We start from the raw sequence: 25,163 nt of genomic DNA, 5'->3' as shown, positions 1-25,163 counted from the left end.
GTGCGGCCGTCGCCGGCAGACGGCGCACCGCCGGCGGCCGCGGTACCGCGGCCAGGGCGGCGCGCAGCGCCGAATCCGCGGGCAGCCGGCGCGCCAGCGCGGGCAGCCAGCGCCAGGCCAGGGTCAGCCGCGCCAGCCGCGCGATCGCACGCACGAAAGCCGGCTTGGCCAGCAGCGCGCCCAGCCGCTGCACGCGCGGCGAGGCGGGACCGAGCAGGGCGCGCGTCTCCGCCAGCAGCGCGCCGTACTGCACGCCGGATGGACAGACGCGCTCGCAGGCCAGGCAGCCGAGGCAGTGGTCGAGGTGGCCGCGCAGGCCGGCGTCGACGATCAGGCTGCCGCGGGCGACGCCGCGCGCCAGCGCGATGCGGCCGCGCGGCGACTCCGTCTCGGTGCGATCGAGGCCGTAGGTGGGGCAGTACGGCAGGCACAGCCCGCACTGCACGCACTGGTCGGCCAGGGCGGCGATGCGGGCGGCGCGGGGGGGCTCGGACATCCCGGCCATGCTAACATGCGCGTTCCCCGGTCCGCGGCCCGCGGACTTGCGCGCGCGGCAGGCATCCGCTATTCTTCCGCGCCTTTCGTTTTGACTTTCAAGTGCCTCGAACGGCAAAGGTTTTCGAGATGAAGACGTTCAGCGCCAAGCCGGAGAGCGTCAAGCGCGATTGGCTCGTGGTCGACGCCACGGACAAGACGCTTGGCCGTCTGTGCTCGGAGATCGCGCGCCGGCTGCGCGGCAAGCACAAGCCCGTGTTCACCCCGCACGTGGACACCGGCGACTACATCGTGGTGGTCAACGCCGAGAAGATCGCCGTCACCGGCAGCAAGCTCGACGACAAGTACTACCACCGCTTCACCGGTTACGTGGGCAACCTGAAGTCGATGTCGCTGCGCGACATGCTGGCCAAGCACCCGGAGCGCGCGATCGAGATCGGCGTGAAGGGCATGCTGCCGAAGAATCCGCTCGGTCGCGCGATGTTCAGGAAGCTCAAGGTGTACCGCGGCGCGGAGCACCCGCACGCCGCCCAGCAGCCGCAGCCGCTCGAGATCTGAGGACCCCATGGCGACGACGCAGCAGAATTACGGCACCGGCCGCCGCAAGAGCGCCGCGGCCCGCGTGTTCCTCCGCAAGGGCAGCGGCAACATCACCGTCAACGGCAAGCCGCTGGACGCGTTCTTCGGTCGCGAGACCTCGCGCATGATCGTGCGCCAGCCGCTCGAGCTGACCCAGAGCACCGACAAGTTCGACGTGCTGGTGACGGTCGAGGGCGGCGGCATGACCGGCCAGGCCGGCGCCATCCGCCTCGGCATCGCCCGCGCGCTGGTCGAATACGACGAGTCGCTGAAGGCGCCGCTGCGCAAGGCCGGCTTCATGACCCGCGACGCGCGCGAGGTCGAGCGCAAGAAGGTCGGCCTGCACAAGGCCCGCCGCGCCACGCAGTTCTCCAAGCGCTGATCGGGACTGCTGGCAGCGATCCGGTTTTGGGGGATCGTCTAACGGTAGGACTGCAGACTCTGACTCTGCCTATCTAGGTTCGAATCCTAGTCCCCCAGCCAAAAGGAAAGGCCCGGTCTCGCGACCGGGCCTTTTTCTTTGGATGCGGCGGCGGACCGCGGCTACGCCATCTCGCGGTCGCCGACCAGCACGACGTCGGCGGGGCGCTGCGCGAACAGGCCGACGGTGACCACGCCGGCGAGCTGGTTGAGGTCGCGCTCGAGGCCGATCGGATCGACGATGCTGAGGCCGTGCACGTCGAGGATCCAGTTGCCGTTGTCGGTGACGACGCCGTCGCGCCACACCGGCCGGCCGCCGCGCTTGACGATCTCGCGGGCGACGTAGCTGCGCGCCATCGGGATCACTTCGACCGGCAGCGGGAACTTGCCGAGGATGTCGACGCGCTTGCCGCTGTCGATGATGCAGACGAAGCGCTTCGACGCCGCGGCGACGATCTTCTCGCGCGTCAGCGCGGCGCCGCCGCCCTTGATCAGCCGCTTGTGCGGATCGCACTCGTCGGCGCCGTCGACGTACAGCGGCAGCTCGCCGACGGCGTTCAGGTCCAGCACCTCGATGCCGCGTTCGCGCAGCAGGCGCGTGCTCTGCTCGGAGCTGGAGACGGCGCCGGCGATGCGGTCGCGCCGCCGCGCCAGGGCGTCGATGAAATAGGCGACGGTGGAACCGGTGCCGACGCCGACCACCATGCCGTCCTCGACGTAGCGGATCGCGGCCTCGCCGGCCAGGCGTTTCTCGTTGTCCTTGCTCATGGGGTGTGCGATGGGTGATGGGCGGCGTGGTGGTCAGGATAGCCGATCGTCGTGACGTGGCCGAGGCGGCGGAGGCGCGGGATGTCGCGAGCCTGCACGTTGTTTCGGCCGGATTCCGGCTTGTGCCGGCATGGCGGTCTTGGTGCGCTGTTACGCTCTTCCCGAGTCCCGATCTTCCGCCTCGATTCACTCCAGCGCGAGGATGAAATCCCACTGCGCCTTCGTCACCGGCTGCACCGACAGCCGCGTGCCGCGCTGCAACAGCGGCATCGCGGCCAGCGCGCGGTGCGTCTTCAGCTCGTCGAGGGTGATGATGCGCTTCAGCTTGCGCACGAACTTCACGTCGACCAGCATCCAGCGCGGATCGTCGCGGCTGCTGCCGGGATCGAAGTAGGGGCTGCGCGGATCGAACTGCGTGGGGTCCGGGTAGGCGGCGCTGGCCACCGCGGCGATGCCGGCGATGCCGGGCGCCGCGCAGCTCGAGTGGTAGAAGAACACGGGATCGCCCGTCTTCATGGCGTCGCGCATGTAGTTGCGCGCCTGGTAGTTGCGCACGCCGTCCCAGGCTTCGCGGCGCTTGCGCGCCAGATCGTCGATCGAGAAGGTGTCCGGTTCGGACTTCATCAGCCAGTGGTTCATCGCGCTTCGTCCTGCTCGGTGCAGTCGATCAGTTCGTGCTCGGTGGCGACGTAGTCCAGGCGCACGTCCCACGGCTGCGCGCGCAGCGCCGAGATCTCCTGGAAGGCATAGGCAACGCCGACCAGCAGCGGCCGCGCCGGCCGCGCCTGTTCGCGCAGGAAGGCGAAGCTGGCGTCGTAGTAGCCGCCGCCGAAGCCGAGCCGGTGGCCGCGGCGGTCGAACGCCAGCAGCGGCACCAGCACCAGGTCCATGTCCTGCGGCGCGAGCCAGCGCTCGGGCGGCACCGCCGGTTCGGGGATGCCGTAGCGGTTCGCTTGCAGCGCGTCGCCGCTGCGGTACGGCGCGAACATCAGGCGGCGCGCGCCGGCGATCACCGGCAGGTGGTAGTACTGGCCGCGCGCGGCCAGGCGGCCGACGGCGACGTTCAGCGGCAGCTCGCCGGTGACGGCCCAGTAGCCGCCGATGCGCGCATCCACCAGGAATTCGGGCAGCCGCTCGAGCTGGCGCGCGACGCCCTGCGCGGCTTCGATGCGTGCGGCGGCGGGGAGGGCCTGGCGACGCTCGCTCAGGCGCGCACGCTGGTCACGGCGATCGGCGTCCACGCGGGTCCTGGGCGGGAGGAAAGAAGGGGTGCCCTCCGCGGTGCCGGTGCGCATCAAACGACCTTGATCCCGAGGATCAGGTGGGAGGGCTTACGCGGCTTTAGGCTTTCCGCTCGTGGCGGACCTGCGCACCGGCCGCGGTGCTGCCGACCCTGGGTCGTGTAATAGGAACAAGGCAAATGTTGAAGTGCGCGTGTCGCACACCGCAGGGGACACCTGGCGGCTATTTTAGGTGCGACTGCAACGCGCCTTCAAGTTTGCGCCGCAGCGCGCCGAGGCCGTCGCTGAGCGTGCGCGCCTGCGCGTCGTGCTGCCGGCGCAGTTCGAGCAATTCGTGTGCCACGCCGAGCGCGGCCAGCACGGCGATGCGGTCGAAGCCGGGCGCCTTCGCGTTGGCGCGGATCTCGCGCATCTTGCCGTCGATCAGCGCGGCGGCGGCGAGCAGGCCGGCGCGCTCCTCGGGCGCGCAGGCGACCAGGAATTCCCGATCCAGCAGTTTGACGTTGACCGGTTCGGCGGCGCTCATCGCGGTTCCCCCTGCCGCGGGCGTCAGCCCGGGTTTTCCAGCGCGCGCAGGCGCTGGATCATCGCTTCGACGCGCGTGCGCGCCTGCTCGTTGCGCGCGAGCAGCCCGGCGCGCTCGGCGGCGAGCTGTTCCTGGCTATGGCGCAGGCTCTGGTTTTCCTCGGTCAGCCGCCGGAGCGTTTCCAGCAGGCGGTCGAGGGTGGCGTCCAGCGCCTGGATTTCGGCCTTCAGCGGATCGGCGTCGGTCATGGCGATCGACTATAGGTGGCTCACGCGCAGGCGGTCAACGCGTTGCCGCAGGAAAGCGAGACACGCTTCCGGCGGCAGCGGCGGCGACAGCCAGTGACCCTGGATTTCGTCACAGTTCTGCTCGCGCAGGTACTCCAGCTGCTCGCGCGTCTCCACGCCCTCGGCGACCACGTTCAGGCCCAGCGAGTGTGCCATCGCGATCACCGTGGCGGTGATCGCCTCGTCGTCCGGGTCGGAGGTGATGTCGCCGACGAATTCCTTGTCGATCTTGATGCTGTCGATCGGCAGGCGCTTCAGGTAGGCCAGCGAGGAGTAGCCGGTGCCGAAGTCGTCGATGGCGAGGCGCACGCCGATCGCCTTCAGCTCGCCGAGCGTGCGCACCGACTGCTCGGCGTTGGCCATGACCATGCTCTCGGTCAGTTCCAGCTCGAGCTGGTTGGGCGCGATGTCGTGCTCGGCGAGGATGTCGCACAGGCGGCCGGTCAGCTCGCTGCGCGTCAGTTGCGCCACCGACAGGTTCACCGCCATCACCAGGTCGCGCAGCCCGGCCTCGCGCCAGCGCGCCAGCTCGGCGCAGGCCATGCCCAGCACGAACTCGCCGATCTCGACGATCTGGCCGGTTTCCTCGGCCAGCGGGATGAACTCGCTGGGCGGGATCTCGCCGAGGTCCTCGCTGTGCCAGCGCAGCAGCGCCTCGACGCCGGTGATGCGGCCGTCCGCCAGCGACTGCTTGGGCTGGTAGACCACGCTGAACTCGTTGCGCTCCAGCGCGCGGCGCAGCGCGGCGATCATGGTGGCGCGCATGCGCGCCTGCGCGTCCATCGCTTCGGTGTACACCATCCAGGTGTTGCGGCCGCGCTCCTTGGCCTGGTACATCGCGGTGTCGGCGTACTTCAAGAGGTCGGTCGGCACCTGGCCATGGTCGGGGTACAGGCTGATGCCGATCGACGGCGAGATCACCACCTCCTGGCTGGTTTCGAGCTCCAGCGGCGCGCCGAACGCCTCCAGCAGCTTGCGCGCCATCGCCTCGGCGTCGAGGGTGTCGCGGATGTCCTCCAGCACCACGGTGAACTCGTCGCCGCCGAGGCGGGCGACGGTGTCGTGCTCGCGCACGCAGGCGCGCAGGCGCGCGCCGGCCGCCTTCAGCATGCGGTCGCCGGCGGCGTGGCCCATCGAGTCGTTGACGTGCTTGAAGCGGTCGAGGTCGAGGAACAGCACGGCGACCTTGCGCCCGCTGCGGCGCGCGCGAATGATCGCGTGGCCGAGGCGTTCGCCCAGCAGCGTGCGGTTGGGCAGGCCGGTCAGGGTGTCGTAGTTGGCGAGGTAGCGCAGCTCCTGCTCGACGCGCTTGCGGTCGGTGATGTCGGACATCACGGCCACGTAGTGCGTGCGCGCGCCGCCGGCGTCGCGCACCTCGCTGAGCTCCATCCAGCACAGGAATTCCTCGCCGTCCTTGCGCCGCTGCCACAGCTCGCCGCGCCAGTGGCCGGTCTCGACGAGGATGCGCCGCACCTGCTCGTAGGCCTCGGGCGGATGCTGGTGGCAGTTGAGGATCGTCGCATCCTGGCCCAGCACCTCCTCCTCGCCGTAGCCGGACATGCGCGTGAAGGCCTGGTTGACCGAGACGAAGCGGAAGTCGAGGTCGCAGACGGTGACCGCCTCGGCCATGCTGCGGATCACCTCGGCGGCGATGCGGCGGTCGCGCTCGACCGCGCGCGAGAAGGTGACGTCGCGCGCGGTGCCGCACACGCGCAGCGGCTGGCCGTGCGCGTCGCGCTCGACCACCTTGCCGCGCGACAGCGTCCACACCCATTCGCCGCGCGTGTTGATCACGCGGTACTCGGCCTCGAAGTGGTCGGTCAGGCCGTTGACGTGGTCGGCCAGCGCGCGCTCCACGCGCGGCAGGTCGTCCGGATGCACGGCGAAGTTGCGCCAGTCCTCGGCGGAGATGCGGTCGCCGCGGCGGCTGCCGAGCAGCTGATCGGCGCCCATGCGGTACAGCAGGCCCTGGCGCATGTCCCAGTCCCAGAACTCGTCGCCCGAGCCCCACAGCGCCAGCCGCAGCCGGTCCTCGCGCTGTTGCAACTGCTCGCGGTGGCGCTGCTCCTCGCGGCGCTTGGCGCGCCAGACGTAGTAGACCGCCAGCGCCAGCAGCGCGGCGGCCAGCGCGAACACCGCGCGCATCGTGCGCGTGGCCCACCAGGGCGGCGCGACCTCGATGTCGAGCGCGGCCAGGCCCTTGCCGAACACGCCCTCGTGGTTGCTGCCGCGCACCTCGAAGCGGTAGTCGCCGGCAGGCAGGTTGGTGTAGGCGGCGCTGTGGCGCGTGCCGGCGTCGATCCAGTCGGTGTCGAAGCCGAGCAGGCGGTACTGGAAGCGGTTCAGGCTCGGCGCGGCGAAGTCCAGCGCGGCGAAATCGATGCGCAGCAGGCGGTCGGAGCGCTCCAGCCGCAGCCGTTCGTCCGGCGGCGGCGCGTCGGCCACGCGGTTGTCGATGGCGACGGCGGTGATCACCACCGGCGGGTCGTAGCCTTTCTGGCGCAGTCGTTCGGGCTGCACGCGGTCGAAGCCGCGCACGCCGCCGAACAGCAGCTCGCCCGAGCGCAGGCGCAGGCAGGCGTTGCTGTTGTACTCCAGGCCCTGCAGGCCATCGCGCAGGGTGAAGGCGCGCACGCTGCCGTCGGCGGGGTTCAGTCGCGAGATGCCGAGGTTCGAACTCAGCCAGAGGTGTCCGGCGCGGTCGTCGAGCACGCAGTAGACGGTCGAGTCGGGCAGGCCTTCGTTGCCGACGTAACGGCGGAAGTGCGCGCCGCGCGCGTCCAGCGCCACCAGGCGGTCGAGGCCGCTCTGCGTGCCGACCCACAGCGTGCCGTCGTCGGCGACCTGCAGGTCGGTGACCACCCGCCCGCTGAGCGAATCGGGCCGCGCCGGATTCTCGCGGAAGCTGCGGATCGCGCCGCTGCGCGGCTCGATCAGCGAGAGGCCGTCGGTGGTGCCGGCCCAGACGCGGCCGTCGTGGTCCTCCGCCAGCACCACCACGATGTCCGAGGCCAGGCTTTGCGGATTGGCCGGATCGTGCCGGTAGTAGTGCACGACGTGGCCATCGCGCACGTGCAGCAGGCCGCGCCCGGACAGGCCCAGCCACAGGCTGCCGTCGCGCGCCAGCGCCAGCGCGCGCACGCCGACCGCGGTCAGCGCGGTGGCTTCGGCGTCCATCGGGTAGACGCGCGCGGCGGCGGTGGCCGGATCGAACTGGAACAGGCCGCGGCTGGTGGCGACGACCAACTGGCCGTTGCGGTCGCCGGCGATGCGGTACACGCGCACGCCGGGCTCGCTGGCGTTGGCGCCGAGCGCGCGCGCGAAGGCGTCGCGCTCGGCCTCGGCGGCGTGCGCCGAGACGTAGCCGGCCTGCGCCTCGGCGATGGCCGGGCCGTAGTCGGTGAACTGCTGGCTGCGGCGGTCGTAGCGTTTCAGGGTGCCGTCGACGCCCACCCACAGCGCGCCGTCCGCCCCCTCGTACAGGGCGCGCACGAAGTTGCCTTCGGGCAGCCGCGCGGCGGCCATGTCGACGACGTCGTGGAACAGCGTGCCGTCCGGTTCCGTGTAGGCGATGCCGTGCGAGCGCAGCCCCGCCCACAGCAGGCCGGAGCGGTCGACGTACAGCGTGTTGACGTGGGACTGCGGCAGGCTGCCCGGCACGTCCGGATTGGGCGTCAGGGCGCGCACCTCGCCGCTCTTCGGATCGAGACGCACCAGGCCGAGATCGCGCACGCCGAGCCACAGCCGGCCGTCGTGGTCGCGCGCGATCGCGCCGACCTCGGAGACGCGCTGGTCGTCGCCGTCGCGCGGCCACAGATGGACCGCGCGCGCGGTGGCGGGGTCGTAGCGGAACAGGCCTCGCGGCCCGCCCAGCAACAGGCCCTGCTCGGCCGTGCACAGCACGGACTCGGGGGCGATGCCCGCGGGCAGCGCCATGCTGCGGGCGCCGCGGGCGCGCGCGTCGAAGGCGAGCAGGCCGGTGAAGGTGGCGGCGTACACGGTGCCGTCGGGACAGCGCGTGAAGCCGTAGGTGAACGAGCGGTCGCGCGAAGGCGCGTGCCACAGCGCGACGCGCTGCCGGTACGGCGGATCGACGGCGTCGATGCCCTCCGCGCTGGCCACCAGCAGGCGGCCGCCGGGCGTGCCGTTGAGGGCGAACACCGGCAGATCGGCGCGGGCGACCGCGGCGGGCAGCGGCACGATGCGGTTGCTGGTCGGATCGAACAGGGCCAGGCCGCCGGCGGTGGAGCCCACCCACAACCGGCCGTCGCCGGCGTCGGCCAGCGAGGACACCAGGTTGTCGGGCAGGCTGTCGGCGCGCCCCGGGTCGTGCTGGAAGCGCTGCAGGCGGTAGCCGTCGTAGCGGTGCAGCCCGCCCTGGGTGACGAACCAGAGGTAGCCCAGCGGGTCCTGGAAGATCACGGTGACGCTGTTCTGCGCCAGGCCGTTGTCGCTGGTCAGCGTCTCGAAGTAGTAATCGCGCTCGTAGGCCGCCGCGCCGGCGCAGCCGAGCGCGAGGGCCAGCAGCGCCAGGCGGCGGCCGGTCGCGCACAGCAGTCGGCGCAGCGGCCGAAGCATCGTCATGGCACCCGTGGTCATGCGCGTCTTCTGGGCCCCCTGCGGGGAGTGTAGAGCCTCGCCCGCAAACCTGCACGGAACGTGCCGCCGGGCGCGCCGCCGCTGCTAGAATCGCGCCGACGAGAGCGCCATGGCCCCTGTCCCCACCATCACCCACGCCGCCCTGGGCGCCGCCCTGGCCCAGTTGCGGTTCGGCGTCGCCGCCAGCGACCTGCACGGCTCCCTGACCGGCTATCTGTGCGGCGGCGGTCGCGCCGGCGCGCGCCATTTCCTCGAGGCGCTGGAACTGGAAGGCGAGGACGCGGCCGCCGCCCACGACGGCGCGCACCGCGTGCTGGAGCAGCTCTACGGCGAATGCCACGCCCAGCTCGAGGATCCCGAACTCGGCTTCGCGCCGCTGCTGCCCGAGGACGGCCGCCCGCTCGCCGAACGCGCCGATGCGCTGGTCGAATGGTGCCGCGGCTTCCTCGGCGGCCTCGGTTTGGCCGGCGCGGGCGCGCAGCGTCCGCTGAGCGACGACGGCCAGGAGATCCTGCGCGACCTCGGCACCATCGCCGGCTCGCGTTTCTCCTACGGCGACGACGACGAGGACGAGAACGCGCTGGCCGAGGTGCTGGAATTCGTCCGCGTCGGCGTGCTGCTGCTGTACGTCGAGCTGAATGCGCCGCGGCGCGGCAGCCGGCCCATCGGCAAATCCGGCTCCGGCACCCTGCACTGATGATCGCCCCGGCCGAGTTCGCCCGGCGCCGGCGCCAGCTGATGCGCATGGCCGGCGAGGATGCGGCGGTGATCGTCGCCGCCGCGCCCGAACGCATGCGCAACGCCGACGCCGCCTATCCGTACCGGCAGGATTCCGACTTCCACTACCTCACCGGCTTCCCCGAGCCGGAGGCGGTGCTGGCGCTGCTGCCCGGCCGCCGCGCCGGCGAGACGATCCTGTTCTGCCGCGAGCGCGAACCCGAGCGCGAGCGCTTCGAGGGCGCGCGCATCGGCAGCGAGGGCGCGGTGCGCGACTACGGCATGGACGACGCCTTCCCGATCGAGGACATCGACGACATCCTGCCCGGCATGATCGAGGGCCGCGCGCGCCTGTACTGCCATTTCGGCCGCGACGCCGACTTCGACGCGAAACTGCTGACGTGGGTGCGCCGCCTGCGCGCGCTGCGCGGCGGCGGCGTGGTGCCGAAGGAGTTCGTCGCGCTGGCGCATCTGCTGCACGACCAGCGCCTGTACAAGTCGCGCGCCGAGCTGAAGCTGATGCGCCGGGCCGCGGCGGTGGCCGCGGAGGCGCACCACGCGGCGATGCACGCCGCGCGCCCCGGCGCCGGCGAGTACGCGGTGGAGGCGGCGCTGCTGCACGCGATGCGCGTTCGCGGCGCGGTGCCGTCCTATCCGCCGATCGTCGCCGGCGGCGCCAACGCCTGCGTGATGCACTACCAGGCCAACCGCGCGCCGCTGCGCGACGGCGACCTGGTGCTGATCGACGCCGGCGCCGAGGTCGAGTGCTACGCCTCCGACATCACGCGCACGTTTCCGGTGAACGGCCGCTGGTCGCGCGAGCAGCGCGCCCTGTACGAGGTGGTGCTGGCGGCGCAGCAGGCGGCGATCGACGAAGTGCGCCCCGGCCGCCCGTTCAGCGCCGCGCACGACGCCGCCGTGCGCGTGGTCGCCGAAGGACTGTGCGCGCTTAAGCTGCTGAAGGGCGACGCCGACGCAGCGATCGAGAGCGGCGCCCATCGGCGCTTCTTCCCGCACAAGACCGGCCACTGGCTCGGCCTCGACGTGCACGACGTCGGCGACTACCGCGTCGACGGCGAACCGCGCCTGCTCGAACCCGGCATGGTGGTGACGGTCGAACCCGGCATCTACGTCCCGTCCGACGAGCGCGGCGTGGCGGAACGTTGGCGCGGCATCGGCATCCGCATCGAGGACGACGTCGCCGTCACGGCCGATGCGCCGGAAGTGCTGACCGCCGCGGTGCCGAAGGAACCCGAAGCCCTGGAAGCGCTGCTGGCGCGGCGCAAGGACACGCGATGATCGCGACATTGCTGAACCTCGCGCTGGCCGCCGCGCCGCTGCCGGCCGTCGAGACGCAGGACTACGGCCTGTTCGGCCCGGTGGCGATCGCGCGGCCGATCGGCGCGGCGCGGCGCAGCGTGCTGCTGTTCTCCGACCTGCACGGTGCGGATGCGGCCACCGCCGCCTACGCGCAGGGCCTCGCCGAGCGCGGCAGCCTGGTGTTCACGATCAGCCTGCCGGCGTATCTGGCGCGCCTCGAAGGGCTTGCCGACAAGTGCAGCTATCCCGCCGGCCACGTCGAGGAACTGGCGCACTGGATGGAGCGCCACGTCGCCATGCCGGCCTACCAGCCGCCGTACCTCGCCGGCTTCGGCGCCGGCGCCGACTTCGTCTACGCGCTGGGCGTGCAGGCGCCGGCCGGCACTTTCGCCGGCATGGCGACACTGGGCTGGGATTTCGATTTCCGCCTGCCGCGCGCGTTCTGTCCTGGCGACGCCGGCGTCGCCACGGTCGCCGCCGCGCGCGGCTTCCGCATCGCCCTGGTGACGCCGCTGCCGCTGCCGTGGGCGGCGCCGCCGCTCGCGCCGGGCGCGCGCCTGAACGGCCCGCCGGGCGTGCTGCGCGACACCTTCGCCTACGTGCCGGCGCCGCAGCCGCGCGACGGCGCCGCGCTCGCCGACGCGCTGGACGCGTTGAACGCGCCCGCGCCCGGCGCGAGCGCAGCGGCCGACACGCTGAGCGACCTGCCGCTGACCGAGATCGCGCCGCAGGGCGCCGAGGACGGCCGCATCGCCGTGATCCTCACCGGCGACGGCGGCTGGGCCGGCCTCGACAAGGGCGTCGCCGCGGTGCTGGCGCAGCACGGCGTGCGCGTGGTCGGCATGAGCACGCTGGAATTCTTCTGGCACAAGCGCACGCCGCAGGAAGCGGCGCAGGCGGTGGCGCGCATCATCGAGCACTATGGCGCGCAGTATCCGCACGCCCGCTTCGTGCTGATCGGCTACTCGTTCGGCGCCGGGCTGGTGCCGGTGGTGGCGAACCGCCTGCCGGAGGCCGCGCGCGCGCGCGTCGCCGGCGGCGTGATGATCTCGCCCGACCCCGAGGCGGTGTTCGAGATCAAGGTCGGCGACTGGTTCGGCGACGTGCACCAGGCCGACGCGCTGCCGGTCGACCCGGAAGTCGCCGCCAGCAAGGTGCCGCTGGTGTGCGTCTCTGGCCAGGCCGAGCAGGACGCCTACTGCGCCGGCCCCGCCGCGCGCCACGAAGTGCGGTGGGTGCAACTGCCGGGCGGCCACCACTACGAAGGCGACTACGCCAGGCTGGGGCAGGCGATCCTCGAGGCGCTGCCGAGGTGAGGCGCTCCCATCCGCGCTTGGCGAGAAGGGTGCATTTCGCAGGATGGGTCGAGCGCGGCGAAACCCATCGAAGCGTTGGGTCATGTGCGTCGCGTATCGTTACGCGCAACCCAACCTGCACGCGCCTGAAATTGCGGCGCGACCGCGACGCAATTTTCTCCAAGCGCCGCCGCCGCGCATCCGCTTAGGCTGCCGACGATCCCGCCGCCGGCGGGGACGGACGCTCGCGGATGTCGATCTCCTTCTCGATCAAATGTTGTGCCGCGCTGCTGGTGCTGATGACTCGGCCCGCGCCGGCTGCCGATGTTGAAGCCGGTTCGGCCGCGGCGCCGGCCGACGACGGCGGCCTGCTCGCCGCCGCGCCGCTGCCTGCGCTGGCCGACAAGCTGGCGCTGTACGGCCAGTTCGTCGGCGACTGGGACGTGCGCATCACCAACTATCCACAGCACGGCGCGCCGACGGTGCGGCAGGGCGAGTGGAATTTCCGCTGGGCGCTCGAAGGGCGTGCGATCCAGGACGCGTTCATCGTCCCGGCGCGCGGCGCGCGCGGCCAACACGGTGCCGGCGTGAAGGAAAGCTACGGCACCACGCTGCGCTACTACGATCCGCAGCGCGACGAGTGGCACATCACCTACATCGATCCCGTGTACGCGGCGCAGTGGCAGATGCTCGCGCACCGGCGCGGCGACGAGATCGTGCAGGACGGCCGGAACCCCGACGGCACGCCGATGCGCTGGATCTTCTTCGACATCCGCCCGCAGTCGTTCCGCTGGCGCGCGGAGGTGCAGGACGGCCCGGGCAAGACCTGGCGCAAGGAGCAGGAATTCTTCGCCACGCGCAAGGCGTCGCAGGGATGAGCGTGCAGGATGCAGTGCGGCGGCGTTCGCCGCCTGTGGTTCGACGCATCAGCCGCCGAACAGGAACCGCCGATAGCCGCCGGACACCAGCGCGGCGATGTCGAGCAGCAGGCCGGGCACCCACAGGCCGCGCGGGTAGGCGAGGTAGGCGCCGACCCATTCCGGCCTGAACTTGTCCTTGTAGCGGCGCACGCCCTGGTAGTTGTAGAGCTTGCCGCCGTGCCGGAAGGCCAGCGCGGCGAGGCGCTCGTTGGTGCGGGCGTAGGGATTGGCGCCGACGTTGGACAGTGGCGCCATGCCCAGGCTGAACGTGGCGTGGCCCTGCTCCTTCGCCCACTGCATCACCTGCGCGAACAGGTAGTCCATGGTGCCGCGCGGCGCGTCGGGCAGGTGGCGCATCAGGTCGACGCTGGCGGTGCCGTTGGGGCCGTACGGCGGCAGCACGTTGGCGAAGGCGATCGGCTCGCCGGCGCGGCGCACCAGCGCCAGCGGACTCCAGGCGAGGTAGTCGGGGTCGTGGCGGCCCAGCGAGAAGCCCTTTTCGACCGAGCCCTTGTGCGCCAGCCAGGCGTCGGAGATGCGCTCGACGTCGGCGAGCACCGCGGTGTCGAACGGCGGCTGCACGATCTCGAAGCTGAGCTGTTCGCGCGCCGCGCGGTTGACCGCCTGGCGCAGGTCTTCCCAGCGCTTGCCGGCCAGCGAGAATTCGTCGAGCCGCACCAGCGCCAGTTCGCCGAGCTTGAACAGGTCGAAGCCGAGGTCGTGGTACAGCGACAGCTCCGGCTCCAGCACCTCGTAGAACACCGGCACGCGGTCCTGGCTGTCGGCGAAGCGGCGGAAGTCGAGGATGGCGCGCTCGATAGCGTCCGGCGGGCCGCACGGCGAGCCCAGCGCGACCAGGCGATCGCGGATCGCGCCGTAGGCGATCACCGCGGCGTGGTCGGCGGCCCACAGCAGGTGCTTGTCGCCCATGAAGGTGAGGTGGGCGAACTCGCCGCCGCCGTGTTCGAGGTACAGCGCGCGTGCCTGCTCCAGCTCGGCGCGGTCCGGTTTCGGCAACTGCGGCCGCTTCACCGCGAACGCCTGCCAGATCAGGTACAGGGCGAGGCCGATCAGCGCGGCGGCGAGGCCGCGGCCGAGGCGCGAGCTGTGCGCGCCGACGCCGACTTCCCACAGGTCGAAGCTGTCGTCGCCCAGCACCGCGGCCACGCCGATGGCGAAGAACACCGTGACCACGGCGATCAGGCCGGCCAGCCAGCCCAGCGTGCGCGCCGAGGACAGATTCATCGCGCGCCGGGAGAAATCGCTGCGGCGCGTGCGCAGCAGGCCGGATACCACCAGCAGAAACGCCGCCTCGCCCCAGTGCAGACCCTTGGTCACCGCCAGCACGGCGCTGATCCACAGCACCCACTGCGCGACGCGATAGGCCATGCGCAGGCGGCCGTCGATGCCGCGCGCCAAACCGAGCAGCAGCACGCCGGTCAGCACCGACAGCCAGTGCGAGCCTTCCATCGCCTCCAGCGGCAGCAGCTTGCGCGCATGCAGGAAGCGCTCCTGCAGCGAGGGCATCGCCGCCGAGCCCAGTTCCAGCACGCCGGCGCCGAAAGTGAGCAGCGCCAGCAGGCGCATGCCGAGGTCGGCGAGCAGACTGGCCGGCAGGCCCAGCACGCCGAACAGCGGGTGATTGGCGAGGCGCGAGCGCAGCCGCGTCAGCGCCGGCACGCGCAGCGCCAGCATGCCGGCGCCGAGATACAGCGCCGCCAGCAGCGGCAGCAGGTAGTAGGCGATGCGGAACAGCACCAGGCCGGCGGTGATGCCGGCGGCGGGCAGGCCGGCGCTGCCGAGCGCCAGCAGCAACAGGCCGTCGAACACGCCGAAGCCGCCCGGGATCATGCTGACCAGGCCGAGCACGGCCGCGCCCGTGTAGGCGCCGAGCAGCACCGGCAGTTCGACCGGCACGTCGGCCAGGCGCAGGCACAGCCACAGCACGCCGCCCGCCAGCAGCCAGTCGGCCAGCGACAGCAGCGCCAGCTCGCCGCGCAGGCGCAGCGGCGGCAGGCCGGCGTCGTCCGGCAGCCAGCGCATCAGCGGGCGGCGGCCGGTCAGCAGGAAATACAGCGGCAGGTACAGCGCCGCCGCGGCCAGCACCAGCAGCGCCAGCGTCTGCGTCGCCGCGCCCGGCGCGGTCGGCGCGATGCCGGCGGCGAGCGTGGCGATCACCATCGCCGACAGGCCGAGCGGCAGCGACAGCACCTGCAGGCCGATCAGCGCGGCGGTGCGCTTCAGCGGCACCTGCCGCGCGGAGAAGCCGAGCAGGCGCACGCCCGAGCCGACCGCGCCGGACAGGTTGAGCGTGTTGGCCAGCGCATTGGCGACGAACGACAGCCGCAGCAGCTCGCGGGCCGGCACGCCGATGCCCAGCCAGCGCGCGATGCGCAGGTCGATCAGGCCGGTGAACGCCACCGCCAGCAGCGCCAGCGCGGCCATGCCGGCGGCGTGCGCGGTCGGCACGTGCACCAGGATCCGCTCCATCTGGTGCAAGTCGAAGCCGGCCAGTTCGCGCCAGACCAGCCAGCCGGTCAGCGCGAGGAAGCCGAGCGGCACCAGCCAGCGCAGGCGCGCCAGACGCGAGGCCGGGCGCGACGCGTCGGCGGGCGTGTCGGGCGAGGGGACGTCCATGCGGCGATCCGTCAGCGGTCGGGCGACGTCGTCATGTTCGCATACGGTGCTGGCAGCAGGCTTTCCAGCGCCTCGAGGTACTGCGGCATCCAGTGGTGCGGCACGCCGAAGCCGTGGCCGACATGCGGCAGCGGCCACACCTTCGCGCCGTCCATGCCCTGCGTGTAGTCGGGCGCGTAGTGCGGCGCGCAGACCTGGTCGATGTCGCCCTGCAGCACGCGCCAGGGCGCGCCGAGGCGATCGGCGCGGTTGAACACCGGCGAGCGGAACGGTGTCGTCTGCATGAAGCTGGTCAGGTGGCCGGCGCCGGGGCAGAAGCTGCGGTGGAACATCAGGTCCGGGCAGAAACCGAGGCTGAGGCCGCCGGCGAACGTGCCCTGCGGCGCCTGCGCCAGCGCGGCGTAGACCAGGGTGGCGCCGGAGGAGTAGCCGGCCAGCAGCACCGGCAGGCCGCGCGGCAGGCCGAGGTCGCGCTCGACGCGCGCGGCGAGCTGCGCCAGCAGCGCGGCGCTGTCGGTGCAGCCGCCGGCGGCGGCGTCCACGGTCTTCAGGAATTTCGGCGTGTCGAAGCCGGCCACCCACAGACCCTGCGCGGCGGCGGTGTGCGCCATGTCGCGCACGCCGAGGTTCCAGCCGCCGTCGCCGGAAGCGAACAGCAGCAGGCCGCGCGCCGCGCCCTGCGGCGCGTACACGGTGACCAGGCCGAACGGCGGCGCCTCGATCAGGCGCGCGGCGGCGGGATCGGGAACGTTCTTCGCCGGGCGCGCATCGGCCGGGTGCGCCTGCGCGGGCGCGGAGGCGCTCGGCGGCGCCGGTTCATCCGGCGGCGGGGCAGACGCGGCCGCGGCCTGCGCGCAGGCCAGGGCGGCGAGAAGCAGCGGGGTGCGCATCGACGGTCTCCACACGCGGGCATGCGAAGACCGTGACGTGGCGCGGAAGTTTCAGCGCTCCCGGCGTTCGCGGCGGGCCTGCTCGTCGGCGTGCACCTCGTACCACATGGCGTTGAGGATGCCGAACGCGCAGGCCAGGCCGAGACCGAGGATCCAGCTGAAGTACCACATGGCTCGCGAGTCTCCTGCAGCGGCGAATGGTAGGGACTTTGGCGGTGGCGACTCAATACATGCCGTGGCTCTTGCGCACGTGCTCCAGCGTCACCCGCCCGCGCAGCACGCGGTAGACCCAGGCGGTGTAGGCCAGCACGAGCGGCAGGAACACCAGCACGCACACCAGCATGATGGCGAGCGTGGTGCGGCTGGAGGAGGCGTCCCACACGGTCAGGCTGGAGCGCGGATCGAGGCTGGAGGGCAGCAGGAACGGGAACAGCGCGAAGCCGGCGGAGAGGATGGTGCCGGCGATCATCAGGCTGGAGGCGAGGAAGCCGCCCATGCCGCGGCGTCCGGCCAGCGCCAGCACGCCCAGCGCGCCCAGCGCGGCCGCCGCGGGCGCCAGCCAGAACAGCGGCCGGATCGCGTAGCTGCCGAACCAGTTGCTGCTGCCGGCGACGGTCTTGAACAGCGGGTTGGACACGCTGGCGCCGCTCTCGATCGCGGTGACCGTGTAGCCGGGCACGCGGTAGGCCAGCCAGGCGCCGGCCAGCGCGTAGGCGACCAGGAAGGCGATCGCGCCCAGGCGCGCGAGGCGCGCGGCGCGCGCGGCCAGCGTCTCGTCGGCCTTCAGCGCGGCGTAGGTCGCGCCGTGCGTCGCCAGCATCGTCAGGCTGACCACGCCGGCCAGCAGCGCGAACGGACGGAACAGGTCGAGGAAACCGCCCTGCCAGGTCATGCGCAGTTCCTCGTCGAAGCGGAACGGCACGCCGAGGAACAGGTTGCCGAAGGCGACGCCGGCGACCAGCGCCACCACCACGCCGGACAGCGTCAGCGCCCAGTCCCAGAAGCCGCGCCAGCGCGCGCCCGGCATCTTGTTGCGGAAGTTGAAGCCGACCGGCCGCACGATGAAGGCCAGCAGCACCACGAACATCGCGATGTACAGGCCGGAGAACGACACCGCGTACAGCAGCGGCCAGGCGGCGAAGGCGGCGCCGCCGCCAAGCACGAACCACACCTGGTTGCCTTCCCACACCGGTTCGATGGTCTCGAGCAGCGCGCGGCGCTCCTCGTCATTGCGGCCGATCACCTTCAGCAGCGCGGCGACGCCGAAATCGAAGCCGTCGAAGACGGCGAAGCCGATCAGCAGCACGCCGAGGATCAGCCACCAGATCACGCGCAGGAATTCGTAGTCGAACATGGCGCGGCTCCTTGTCGATCACGCGTTCGAGGCCGCCTGCAGCGGCATCGCCGGCGCGGCGGCCGGCGGCGGCCACATGCCGAGGCCGTCCGGGCCCTTGCGCGCGTACTTCAGCATCAGCATCGCGTCGACCACGGCGAGCGCGGTGTAGAACAGCACGAAGCCGCCCAGCGAGAACCACACCTGCGTGGCGCTGACCGAGGACACGCCGAGCGCGGTCGGCAGCACGCCCTCGATCGCCCACGGCTGGCGCCCGTACTCGGCGACGATCCAGCCGAGCTCCGCGGCCAGCCACGGCAGCGGCAGGCTCCACAGCGCCAGTTGCAGATACCAGCGGTGCGCGTCGAGGCGGCGCTTGCTGGCCAGCCAGAACGAGTACGCGAACAGCAGGATGAAGAAGAAGCCGAGGCCGACCATCACGCGGAACGACCAGAACAGCACCGGCACGTTGGGGATGGTGCTCGCCGCCGCCTTGCGGATGTCCTCGGGCGTGGCTTTGCGCGGATCGTCGATCACGCGCTTCAGCAGCAGCGCGTAGCCGAGGTCGCCGGCGTGGTCGCGCAGCGCGAGGCGCGCGTCGGCGTCGCTGCGGTCGGCGCGCAGACGCAGCATGGCGTCGTAGGCGATCAGGCCGTCGGCGATGCGCTCCTCGGCGCGCTGCTCGAGGTCGTTGATGCCGGGCAGCGGCGTGTCGGTCGAGCGCGTGGCGATCAGGCCGAGCGCCCACGGCACCCTGACCGCCGCGTGCGTGGTGCGCGCGGCGACGTCGGGCAGGCCGAACACGGTGAACGGCGCCGGCGGCGGTTCGGTTTCCCACATCGCCTCGATCGCCGCCAGCTTCATCTTCTGGTTCTCGGACACGGTGTAGCCGGACTCGTCGCCCAGCACCACCACCGACAGCGCCGCCGCCAGGCCGAAGCTCGCTGCCACCGTCATCGAGCGTTTGGCGAAGTCGGCGTTGCGCCCACGCAGCAGGTACCAGGCGCTGATCGACAGCACGAACATCGCGCCGACCACGTAGCCGGCGCTGACCGTGTGCACGAACTTCGCCTGCGCTACCGGATTGAAGATCACGTCCCTGAACGAGGTGATCTCCATGCGCATGGTGTCGGGGTTGAACTCGGCGCCGACCGGGTGCTGCATCCAGCCGTTGGCGATCAGGATCCACACCGCCGAGAGGTTGGTGCCGAGCGCCAGCAGGAAGGTGCAGATCAGGTGCTGCAGCTTGCTCAGCCGCTCCCAGCCGAAGAAGAACAGGCCGACGAAGGTGGCCTCGAGGAAGAACGCCATCAAACCTTCGATCGCCAGCGGCGCGCCGAAGATGTCGCCGACGTAGTGCGCGTAGTAGGCCCAGTTGGTGCCGAACTGGAACTCCATGGTCACGCCGGTGGCGACGCCCATGGCGAAGTTGATGCCGAACAGCACGCCCCAGAACTGCACCATGCGCTTCCAGATCTCGCGCCCGGTCATCACGTAGACGCTCTCCATGATGGCGAGCATCCATGACAGGCCGAGCGTCAGCGGCACGAACAGGAAGTGGTACAGCGCGGTGAGCGCGAACTGCAGGCGCGACAGATCGACGACGGCGGCATCGGCCATGGCTAGCTCCCTGACGAAGGTGCGAGCGTGCGTTCGATCGCGGCGGGGCGCGTGTCCGGCCGCGGGTAGGGCGCGAAGAAGGCGTAGTAGACGAGCAGCAGCAGGGCGATCTTGACGAGCACCACGCCGACGAGCTCGACGGCGAGGCGCCGCAGGTCGCGGCGCGCCGCGGGCGCGTGGCCGGAAGGTGCCGAGGAGCGCGTGGCAGGGGTCATCGCGGAGCCCTCTCGCTGCGCGCGCAGCATACGCCTGCCGCGGCCGCAGGCAAGCGCGGCAAGGCGTCGCAGCGTGCCGTGTCGTCGGCGATGATCGCGGTTTGCGCCGCGCGGGATTTGACGATGGTCAAACCCGCGCGGCGGTGGCATGGCGCTACGCCGCGGCGGCGAAGGCGTCGCGCGTGAGGTTCTCCGGCGCGCCCTCGGTGCAGACCACGTCGTCCTCGATGCGGATGCCGCCGTACTTGCGGAAGGCGTCGACCTTCGCCCAGTCGACGTCGCGGCCGGCCGGCTTCGCCTTCAGCTCGTCCAGCAGCATCGGGATGAAGTAGAGGCCGGGCTCGATCGTCACCACCATGCCGGGCGCCAGCGGGCGCGTCAGGCGGAGATAGGGATGGCCCGGCGGTTTCGGGATGGTGCCGCCGGTCTCGCTGCGCTGGAAGCCGGCGACCTCGTGCACCTGCAGGCCGATGCCGTGGCCGAGCCCGTGCGGGAAGAACGCCGAGGACACCCCCGATTCGACCGCGCTCTCCGCGCTCATGCGGATGAAGCCGTGTTCCTTCAGCACGGAGGCCAGCACGTGGTGCGCGTGCACGTGCAGCGTGGCGTAGTCCTGGCCGGCGCGCACGCGCGCGCAGAAGCCGCGCTGCGCGGCGTCGACCGCATCGATCAACGCCTGGAATTCCGCCGCCGCCGGCGCGGCGTAGGTGCGGGTGATGTCGCAGGCGTAGCCGTGGAAGCTGGCGCCGGCGTCGATCAGGAAACTGAGCGCCTGCGCCGGCGGCGTGCGCTCGAGATCGGTGTAGTGCAGCACCGCGCCGTGCGCGTTCAGGCCGATGATGTTGCTGTAGGGCAGCTCGTTCTCGGTCTGCGCCGCCGCGTGCAGGTAGGCCATGTGGATGCCGTACTCGGATTCGCCGGCGCGGAACGCCTGCTCGGCGGCGCGGTGCGCGCGCGCGCCGATCGCGCTGGCGCGGCGCATCGCCTCCAGCTCGTACGGCGTCTTGTACGCGCGGTGGTAGTGCAGGTGGTCGAGCACCGCCGGCGGATTGTTCGGCGCGTAGCCGTCCACGGCGGCGTTGTCCTCGCCGAGGATGGCGCAGCGCGCGGCGTCGGCGGGGAAGTGCGCGCGCGCCTCGCGCGGCTCGCGGATGATCGCGATCTCGAAGTGCTCGACCCAGTAGCCGGCCGGCGCCTGCGGCACCACGTGCCAGTAGTCGCGCGGCTGCAGGAACACCAGCTTGGGCTTGCGCCCGGGCGTGTAGACCAGCCAGGAGCCGGGCGCGTCGGTCACCGGCAGCCAGGCCTTGAAGTGCGGATTGACCGCGAACGGATACGGCCGGTCGTCGAGGAACTGGTAGTGCGCGACGCCCGCCGGCACCAGCAGGTGCTCGTGGCCGGAGCGCGCCAGTGCGGCGTCGGCGCGCGCGCGCAGGGTGGCGAGGTGGGCGGGATAGAGCGCGGCCAGGGTCTCGGTCATCGGCGGTCTCCGGTGGAACCGCCATGGTGCCGCGAAGCGCGCCGGCGCGCCAAGGCCCGCCGGTCGCGCCGGCGCCGCGCTCAGGGCCCGGCGGCGTCGCAGCGCTCGACCGGGCCGGCGGCGACGTTGGTCGAGGCCAGCGGCGCCAGCACGGCGATGCGCGCCCGCATCGACGGCGTCAGGTACAGCCGGCCGTCGTGCGTCAACAGCAGCGCGCAGCGCACGCCCAGCCCGCGCGCGGCGTCGGCGAAACGCGCCGGGCCGGCGATCATCAACGTGGTCGAGGCGATGTCGGCGACCACGGCGTCGCCGGCGATCACCGCGGCGGTGGCGGCGTCGCCGTGCAGCGGCAGGCCGTCGCGCGGATCGAGGATGTGCGCCCAGCGCTGGCCGGCGATCTCGCGGTACTTGTGGTAGTCGCCGGAAGTGAACAGCGCCTCGTGGCCGGCCAGCTCGGCGACGGCCAGCGGCGCCTTGCCGCGCGGGTCCTCGACCGCCACGCGCCAGCGCCGCCCGTCGGCGGTGCCCAGCGCCAGCACGTCGCCGCCGACGTCGATCAACGCGTCGGCGATGCCGCGCGCGCGCAGCAGCGCCGCGGCCTGCTCGGCGGCGTAGCCTTCGGCGAGGCCGTTCAGGTCGAGCTGCACGGCGCGGTTGCGGCTGGCGACGGTGCCGTCGGCGGCGACCGTGACGTCGTCCATGGTCGGATACGCGGCCCGCAGCGCGTCGATGGTGGCTTGCGCCGGCGGCGGCGCGGCGATCGGGTAGACGCTGGTGTGGAAGCCCCAGGCTTCGATCAGTGCGCCGATCGCGGGATCGAACAGGCCGCCGCTGGCGCGGTAGCCCCACTGCGCGCGGCGGATCAGCCCGGCCAGGTTCGGCGGCACGCGCAGCGGCTCGCCGCGGGCCAGCGCGGCGTTCAGGCGCATCAGCGCGCTCGGCTGCCACGGATGCCAGTCGCGCTCGTCCTGGCGCAACTGCGCGCCGATCGCGGCGAACGCGTCTTGCGCCTGCCGCGCCGTGGCGCCGCGCAGTTCCACCGAGGACAGGCTGCCGAACACGAAGAACTCGGCGCGCGCGGGCGCGCGCGGGGCGCGCAGCGCCGCGGCGACGAGGACGGCGGCGAGGGTGCCTGCCGCCGCCAGCGCCAGCGCGCGACGGCGCGTCGTGGCCGCGGGGTTCATCGGCGCCGCGGGATCACAGCGAGGTGTGCGCGGAATCGGCCAGCCAGGCGTCCAGCACCGCGGCGTCGTCCTCGCCCAGCGCGATGATGCGGAAGCCGGCCCAGTACTGTCCCGGCACCGCGGCGGGCTCGCTCCATTGCTCGTGCACACCGACTTCCAGCGTGCGCATGCGCCCGTTCGGCGCCGGCAGGGCGAAGCTCAACTGGTACAGCGCGTCCTCGCGCACCGGCTCGTGGCTGATCAGCATCAGGCCGGTGCGCGAGAGGTTGCCTATGCGGCCCATCGGCGCGCCGGTGATGGCGTTGCCGACCTCGATGACTTCGGCGACGTGCTTGCGTCGCGCGCGGCGTTGCTCGCTCATGCGCCGGCTCCTCCCTGGGCGGGGACGGCGCTGCGGCCGGCGAACTGCCGCAGCGCCGCGGTGATGGCGTTCCAGGCGCGGTCGATCAGCGATTCCTGCTCGGCCGGCACCAGCCGCGCGGCCCCGCTCCGCATGTCGCGCGCCAGCTGGTCGAGGCTGCGTTCGTCGCAGCGCGCGCCGCGCTGGTTGACGAACAGGCAGCGCCCGGTCAGCGTCGAGTACCAGGCCAGCTTGCGGCGGACGGTCTCGCCGCCCGGGCTGCGCACGAACTCGAACCAGGTGCCGAAGGGCAGCGTCTTCAGCCGCTCCAGCATGCGCTTTTCCTCGAGGTCGAGCGTGGCCTGCACGGCGGCGGTCGGCGCCGGCGCCGGCACGCTCAGCTCCTCGCCGAGGCGCTGGCGCTGCTTCAGCCGCAGCGCCAGTTCGGTCTGCGAGGCTGGCGCCTCGTCGTCGTTGGCCGCGGCGCCCTCGACCACGCGCTGCGCCACCTGCGCGGCGTCGGCGTCGTGCAGGCCGACCTGGCCGAGGCCGCGCTCGATCTCGCGGCGCAGCTCCTCCTTGTCCTCGGCGGCGCCCGGCTTGACCAGGCGCTCGGCGATGGCGAGACGCTCGCGATAGGCGCGGCTGTCCTCGCCGTGGCGCAGGATCGACAGCGCCAGCGCGTCGGTCCAGGCCTGCTCCAGCATGGTGCGCACCAGCGGCGCGACGCGCGCGCCGGCCAGGCGCTCGGCGATCGCCGCGCTGGCGCGCATGCGCGCCGTCTGCAGGCGCTCGCGGCCCTGCGCGGCCTCGACGTGGCGGCGTTCGGCGCTTTCCGCCTTGCGCGCCAGCATCGACATGTGGCGGTCGAGGTCGCCGAGCAGCTGCTCGAACAACCCGAGGTCGCCGGTGTACTCGTTGAGCACGCGGTCGACCAGCAGGCGCATCTTCTCGACCAGCGTGGGGTCGGCCTCGCCGTCGCTGCTGTCGATCCAGTTGGCGGCGGTCTCGACCAGCGTGTTCAGCAGGCGCCGCGCGGGATGCGCGCGCTGGGTGAAGAAACTGGGATCGGACAGCGCGACGCGCAGCAGCGGCACCTGCAGGCGCGTCAGCAGCTTCTCGGCGTGGCCGCCGAGCGGCACCTCCTTGCCGAGGTGCTCGAACAGCATGCCGACCAGGTCGAGGGTGTCGCGGTGCTGCGCTGCCAGCCGCGGCGGCTGGCCGCCCGGGCTGAACTGGCGCAGGTGCGCCAGCAGGTCCTGGCGCAGGTGCTGCATCGTGCGCGGCACCATGCGGCCGCCGGACTTGACCAGCGGCGGGCGGTTCTGCAGCCCGGCCAGCACGGCCTGCAGCTCGTCGCCGCTGGCGACGTGGCCGTCGCCGCCGTCCTCGCCGGCCAGGCCGAGGATGGTGCGCCGCTGCGCCAGCAGCTCGCGCAGCCGCGCGAAGGATTCCTCGTCGCGCGCCGCATCGACCACGGGCGCGCCGGGCTGGACGGCGCCCGGCGCGGCGCCGCCGGCTTGCGGCGCCGGCGCGGCGGCCTTGCCATCCTGCGCGCGCTTGGGCAGGAACACGCGCAACTGCGTGAGGATGCCGCGCGCGGCCAGATGCTGGTTGAGGCCGTCGTAGAAGGCGCCGGCGGCGGCCATCACGCGGCGGTCGAAGCTGCGGTACAGCAGCAGCTTGTGTTCCAGCGAGAGTTCGAGGTCGGCGGCGGCGCGCTGCAGCGCGCCGGTGATCGCGTAGGGGCCGAGCGGCAAGGCTTCGGCCTCGATCAGCGGCGCGGCGATCAGCACGCCGAAGCGGTGGCCGAGTTCGTACAGCGCGACGCTGCAGCGCACCTCGGCGCGCGTGGCGATGTCCTCCAGCGCCAGCGCCTCCTCCAGCTCGCGCTGGTCGACCAGCTTCAGCGCATCCGCGGCGACGCCATGGCCGCTCGCCGGCGTGCGGTCCAGCGCGGCGAGCTGTTCCTCCAGTGCCAGCAGGAAGCGCGGCGCCACGTCGGCGCGGCCGCGCTTGACCTCGCGCAGGCTGTCGAAGCAACGCTGCTGTTCGGCGTTGTTGCGCGCCTGCTCGGCATGCTTGAACAGTTGCTGCTCGAAGTCCGACAGCGTGGCGCGCAGCGCCGGCTCGAGGCGGGCGCTGCACATCTCCAGCAGCTCGTCGAGCAGCTGGCGCACGCGCGGCGGCAGGTCGGTGCGCGCCGCCAGCGTCGGCGGCGCGGTCGATGAGGGTTCGTTGCGCGTGCGCCCATCCGAGGCCATGGCGGTCTCCCCCGAGGTCAGGCGGATTCTATG

The 25,163-nt window shown here is 72.3% G+C and carries 23 protein-coding genes, 1 tRNA gene and 1 other RNA gene; 7 read left to right on the top strand and 18 right to left on the bottom strand.

Features of this window, described 5'->3' with window-relative positions; translation table 11 throughout:
- Positions 1–496, bottom strand: a 496-nt coding sequence (locus MBSD_RS07615) for a 4Fe-4S dicluster domain-containing protein (RefSeq protein ID WP_114693220.1), incomplete at its 3' end; no start/stop codon positions are given.
- Positions 497–624: 128 nt separating this feature from the next.
- Here MBSD_RS07615 and rplM point away from each other — a divergent pair.
- The 3 genes from rplM to MBSD_RS07600 all read left to right on the top strand — a co-directional run bounded on the left by rplM (position 625) and on the right by MBSD_RS07600 (position 1,557).
- Positions 625–1,053 carry a 50S ribosomal protein L13 gene (gene rplM, locus MBSD_RS07610; protein ID WP_062536585.1) on the top strand — a complete coding sequence of 143 codons (429 nt, stop codon included), beginning with the start codon at positions 625–627 and terminating at the stop codon, positions 1,051–1,053.
- 7 nt (positions 1,054–1,060) lie between these two features.
- A complete protein-coding gene (gene rpsI / locus MBSD_RS07605) occupies positions 1,061–1,456 on the top strand; it encodes a 30S ribosomal protein S9 (RefSeq protein ID WP_062536583.1) in 396 nt (131 codons plus the stop codon).
- A gap of 27 nt (positions 1,457–1,483) precedes the next feature.
- Positions 1,484–1,557: transfer RNA gene (locus MBSD_RS07600), tRNA-Gln, on the top strand.
- 60 nt (positions 1,558–1,617) lie between these two features.
- On the opposite strand, the gene rpiA is transcribed toward MBSD_RS07600, so the two are convergent.
- The 7 genes from rpiA to MBSD_RS07565 all read right to left on the bottom strand — a co-directional run bounded on the left by rpiA (position 1,618) and on the right by MBSD_RS07565 (position 8,915).
- Positions 1,618–2,262 (bottom strand): ribose-5-phosphate isomerase RpiA, encoded by a 645-nt coding sequence (gene rpiA / locus MBSD_RS07595; protein WP_062536581.1) that lies wholly within the window; start codon positions 2,260–2,262, stop codon positions 1,618–1,620.
- 186 nt (positions 2,263–2,448) lie between these two features.
- Positions 2,449–2,901: an EVE domain-containing protein gene (locus MBSD_RS07590; protein WP_062536579.1), complete on the bottom strand. Its 453-nt coding sequence runs from the start codon at positions 2,899–2,901 to the stop codon at positions 2,449–2,451.
- On the bottom strand, positions 2,898–3,503 hold the full coding sequence (locus MBSD_RS07585; RefSeq protein WP_062536577.1) for a 5-formyltetrahydrofolate cyclo-ligase: 606 nt from the start codon (positions 3,501–3,503) through the stop codon (positions 2,898–2,900). The genes MBSD_RS07590 and MBSD_RS07585 overlap by 4 nt, the downstream gene beginning before the upstream one ends.
- A gap of 28 nt (positions 3,504–3,531) precedes the next feature.
- Positions 3,532–3,718, bottom strand: a non-coding RNA gene (gene ssrS / locus MBSD_RS07580) — 6S RNA.
- An 8-nt stretch (positions 3,719–3,726) separates the two neighbouring features.
- Positions 3,727–4,029 (bottom strand): cell division protein ZapA, encoded by a 303-nt coding sequence (locus MBSD_RS07575; RefSeq protein ID WP_062536575.1) that lies wholly within the window; start codon positions 4,027–4,029, stop codon positions 3,727–3,729.
- Positions 4,030–4,052: 23 nt separating this feature from the next.
- Positions 4,053–4,277 (bottom strand): TIGR02449 family protein, encoded by a 225-nt coding sequence (locus tag MBSD_RS07570; protein ID WP_062536573.1) that lies wholly within the window; start codon positions 4,275–4,277, stop codon positions 4,053–4,055.
- Positions 4,278–4,286: 9 nt separating this feature from the next.
- Positions 4,287–8,915 carry an EAL domain-containing protein gene (locus MBSD_RS07565; RefSeq protein ID WP_148667832.1) on the bottom strand — a complete coding sequence of 1,543 codons (4,629 nt, stop codon included), beginning with the start codon at positions 8,913–8,915 and terminating at the stop codon, positions 4,287–4,289.
- Positions 8,916–9,024: 109 nt separating this feature from the next.
- On the opposite strand from MBSD_RS07565, the gene MBSD_RS07560 reads away from it, so the two are divergent.
- The 4 genes from MBSD_RS07560 to MBSD_RS07545 all read left to right on the top strand — a co-directional run bounded on the left by MBSD_RS07560 (position 9,025) and on the right by MBSD_RS07545 (position 13,125).
- Positions 9,025–9,612: a UPF0149 family protein gene (locus tag MBSD_RS07560; RefSeq protein ID WP_062536570.1), complete on the top strand. Its 588-nt coding sequence runs from the start codon at positions 9,025–9,027 to the stop codon at positions 9,610–9,612.
- A complete protein-coding gene (locus MBSD_RS07555) occupies positions 9,612–10,931 on the top strand; it encodes an aminopeptidase P N-terminal domain-containing protein (protein ID WP_062536568.1) in 1,320 nt (439 codons plus the stop codon). The genes MBSD_RS07560 and MBSD_RS07555 overlap by 1 nt, the downstream gene beginning before the upstream one ends.
- On the top strand, positions 10,928–12,268 hold the full coding sequence (locus MBSD_RS07550; RefSeq protein WP_082306548.1) for an AcvB/VirJ family lysyl-phosphatidylglycerol hydrolase: 1,341 nt from the start codon (positions 10,928–10,930) through the stop codon (positions 12,266–12,268). The genes MBSD_RS07555 and MBSD_RS07550 overlap by 4 nt, the downstream gene beginning before the upstream one ends.
- 230 nt (positions 12,269–12,498) lie before the next feature.
- Positions 12,499–13,125, top strand: a complete 627-nt coding sequence (locus tag MBSD_RS07545) for a hypothetical protein (protein WP_062536563.1) — start codon at positions 12,499–12,501, stop codon at positions 13,123–13,125.
- Positions 13,126–13,173: 48 nt separating this feature from the next.
- Here MBSD_RS07545 and mprF read toward each other — a convergent pair whose 3' ends face one another.
- The 10 genes from mprF to MBSD_RS07495 all read right to left on the bottom strand — a co-directional run.
- Entirely contained in the window at positions 13,174–15,804 is a 2,631-nt protein-coding gene (gene mprF, locus MBSD_RS07540; RefSeq protein WP_062536561.1) for a bifunctional lysylphosphatidylglycerol flippase/synthetase MprF, read from the bottom strand.
- Between the two features lie 11 nt (positions 15,805–15,815).
- Positions 15,816–16,694, bottom strand: a complete 879-nt coding sequence (locus MBSD_RS07535) for an AcvB/VirJ family lysyl-phosphatidylglycerol hydrolase (protein ID WP_062536558.1) — start codon at positions 16,692–16,694, stop codon at positions 15,816–15,818.
- 51 nt (positions 16,695–16,745) lie between these two features.
- Positions 16,746–16,865 (bottom strand): cytochrome bd-I oxidase subunit CydX, encoded by a 120-nt coding sequence (cydX, locus tag MBSD_RS07530; protein WP_082306547.1) that lies wholly within the window; start codon positions 16,863–16,865, stop codon positions 16,746–16,748.
- 52 nt (positions 16,866–16,917) lie between these two features.
- The gene (gene cydB / locus MBSD_RS07525) at positions 16,918–18,048 is read right to left on the bottom strand and encodes a cytochrome d ubiquinol oxidase subunit II (protein WP_062536556.1); all 1,131 of its coding nucleotides are present in this window, start codon (positions 18,046–18,048) and stop codon (positions 16,918–16,920) included.
- An 18-nt stretch (positions 18,049–18,066) separates the two neighbouring features.
- On the bottom strand, positions 18,067–19,647 hold the full coding sequence (locus tag MBSD_RS07520) for a cytochrome ubiquinol oxidase subunit I (protein WP_062536553.1): 1,581 nt from the start codon (positions 19,645–19,647) through the stop codon (positions 18,067–18,069).
- A 2-nt stretch (positions 19,648–19,649) separates the two neighbouring features.
- Positions 19,650–19,862 (bottom strand): cytochrome oxidase putative small subunit CydP, encoded by a 213-nt coding sequence (gene cydP, locus MBSD_RS07515; protein ID WP_062536586.1) that lies wholly within the window; start codon positions 19,860–19,862, stop codon positions 19,650–19,652.
- A gap of 154 nt (positions 19,863–20,016) precedes the next feature.
- A complete protein-coding gene (gene pepQ / locus MBSD_RS07510) occupies positions 20,017–21,342 on the bottom strand; it encodes a Xaa-Pro dipeptidase (protein WP_062536552.1) in 1,326 nt (441 codons plus the stop codon).
- Positions 21,343–21,422: 80 nt separating this feature from the next.
- Entirely contained in the window at positions 21,423–22,526 is a 1,104-nt protein-coding gene (locus MBSD_RS07505) for an FAD:protein FMN transferase (RefSeq protein WP_062536550.1), read from the bottom strand.
- Positions 22,527–22,539: 13 nt separating this feature from the next.
- Positions 22,540–22,887, bottom strand: coding sequence for a PilZ domain-containing protein (locus tag MBSD_RS07500; RefSeq protein WP_062536548.1), 348 nt, complete (start codon positions 22,885–22,887; stop codon positions 22,540–22,542).
- On the bottom strand, positions 22,884–25,163 hold a 2,280-nt coding region (locus MBSD_RS07495), incomplete at its 5' end, for a DUF1631 domain-containing protein (RefSeq protein ID WP_237071764.1). The genes MBSD_RS07500 and MBSD_RS07495, both read right to left, overlap by 4 nt.

The organism is Mizugakiibacter sediminis, from assembly GCF_000953855.2.
Lineage (GTDB): Bacteria > Pseudomonadota > Gammaproteobacteria > Xanthomonadales > Rhodanobacteraceae > Mizugakiibacter > Mizugakiibacter sediminis.
The sequence above is the reverse complement of the archived record's forward strand: the minus strand, read 5'-3'. Positions and strand labels throughout refer to the sequence as shown.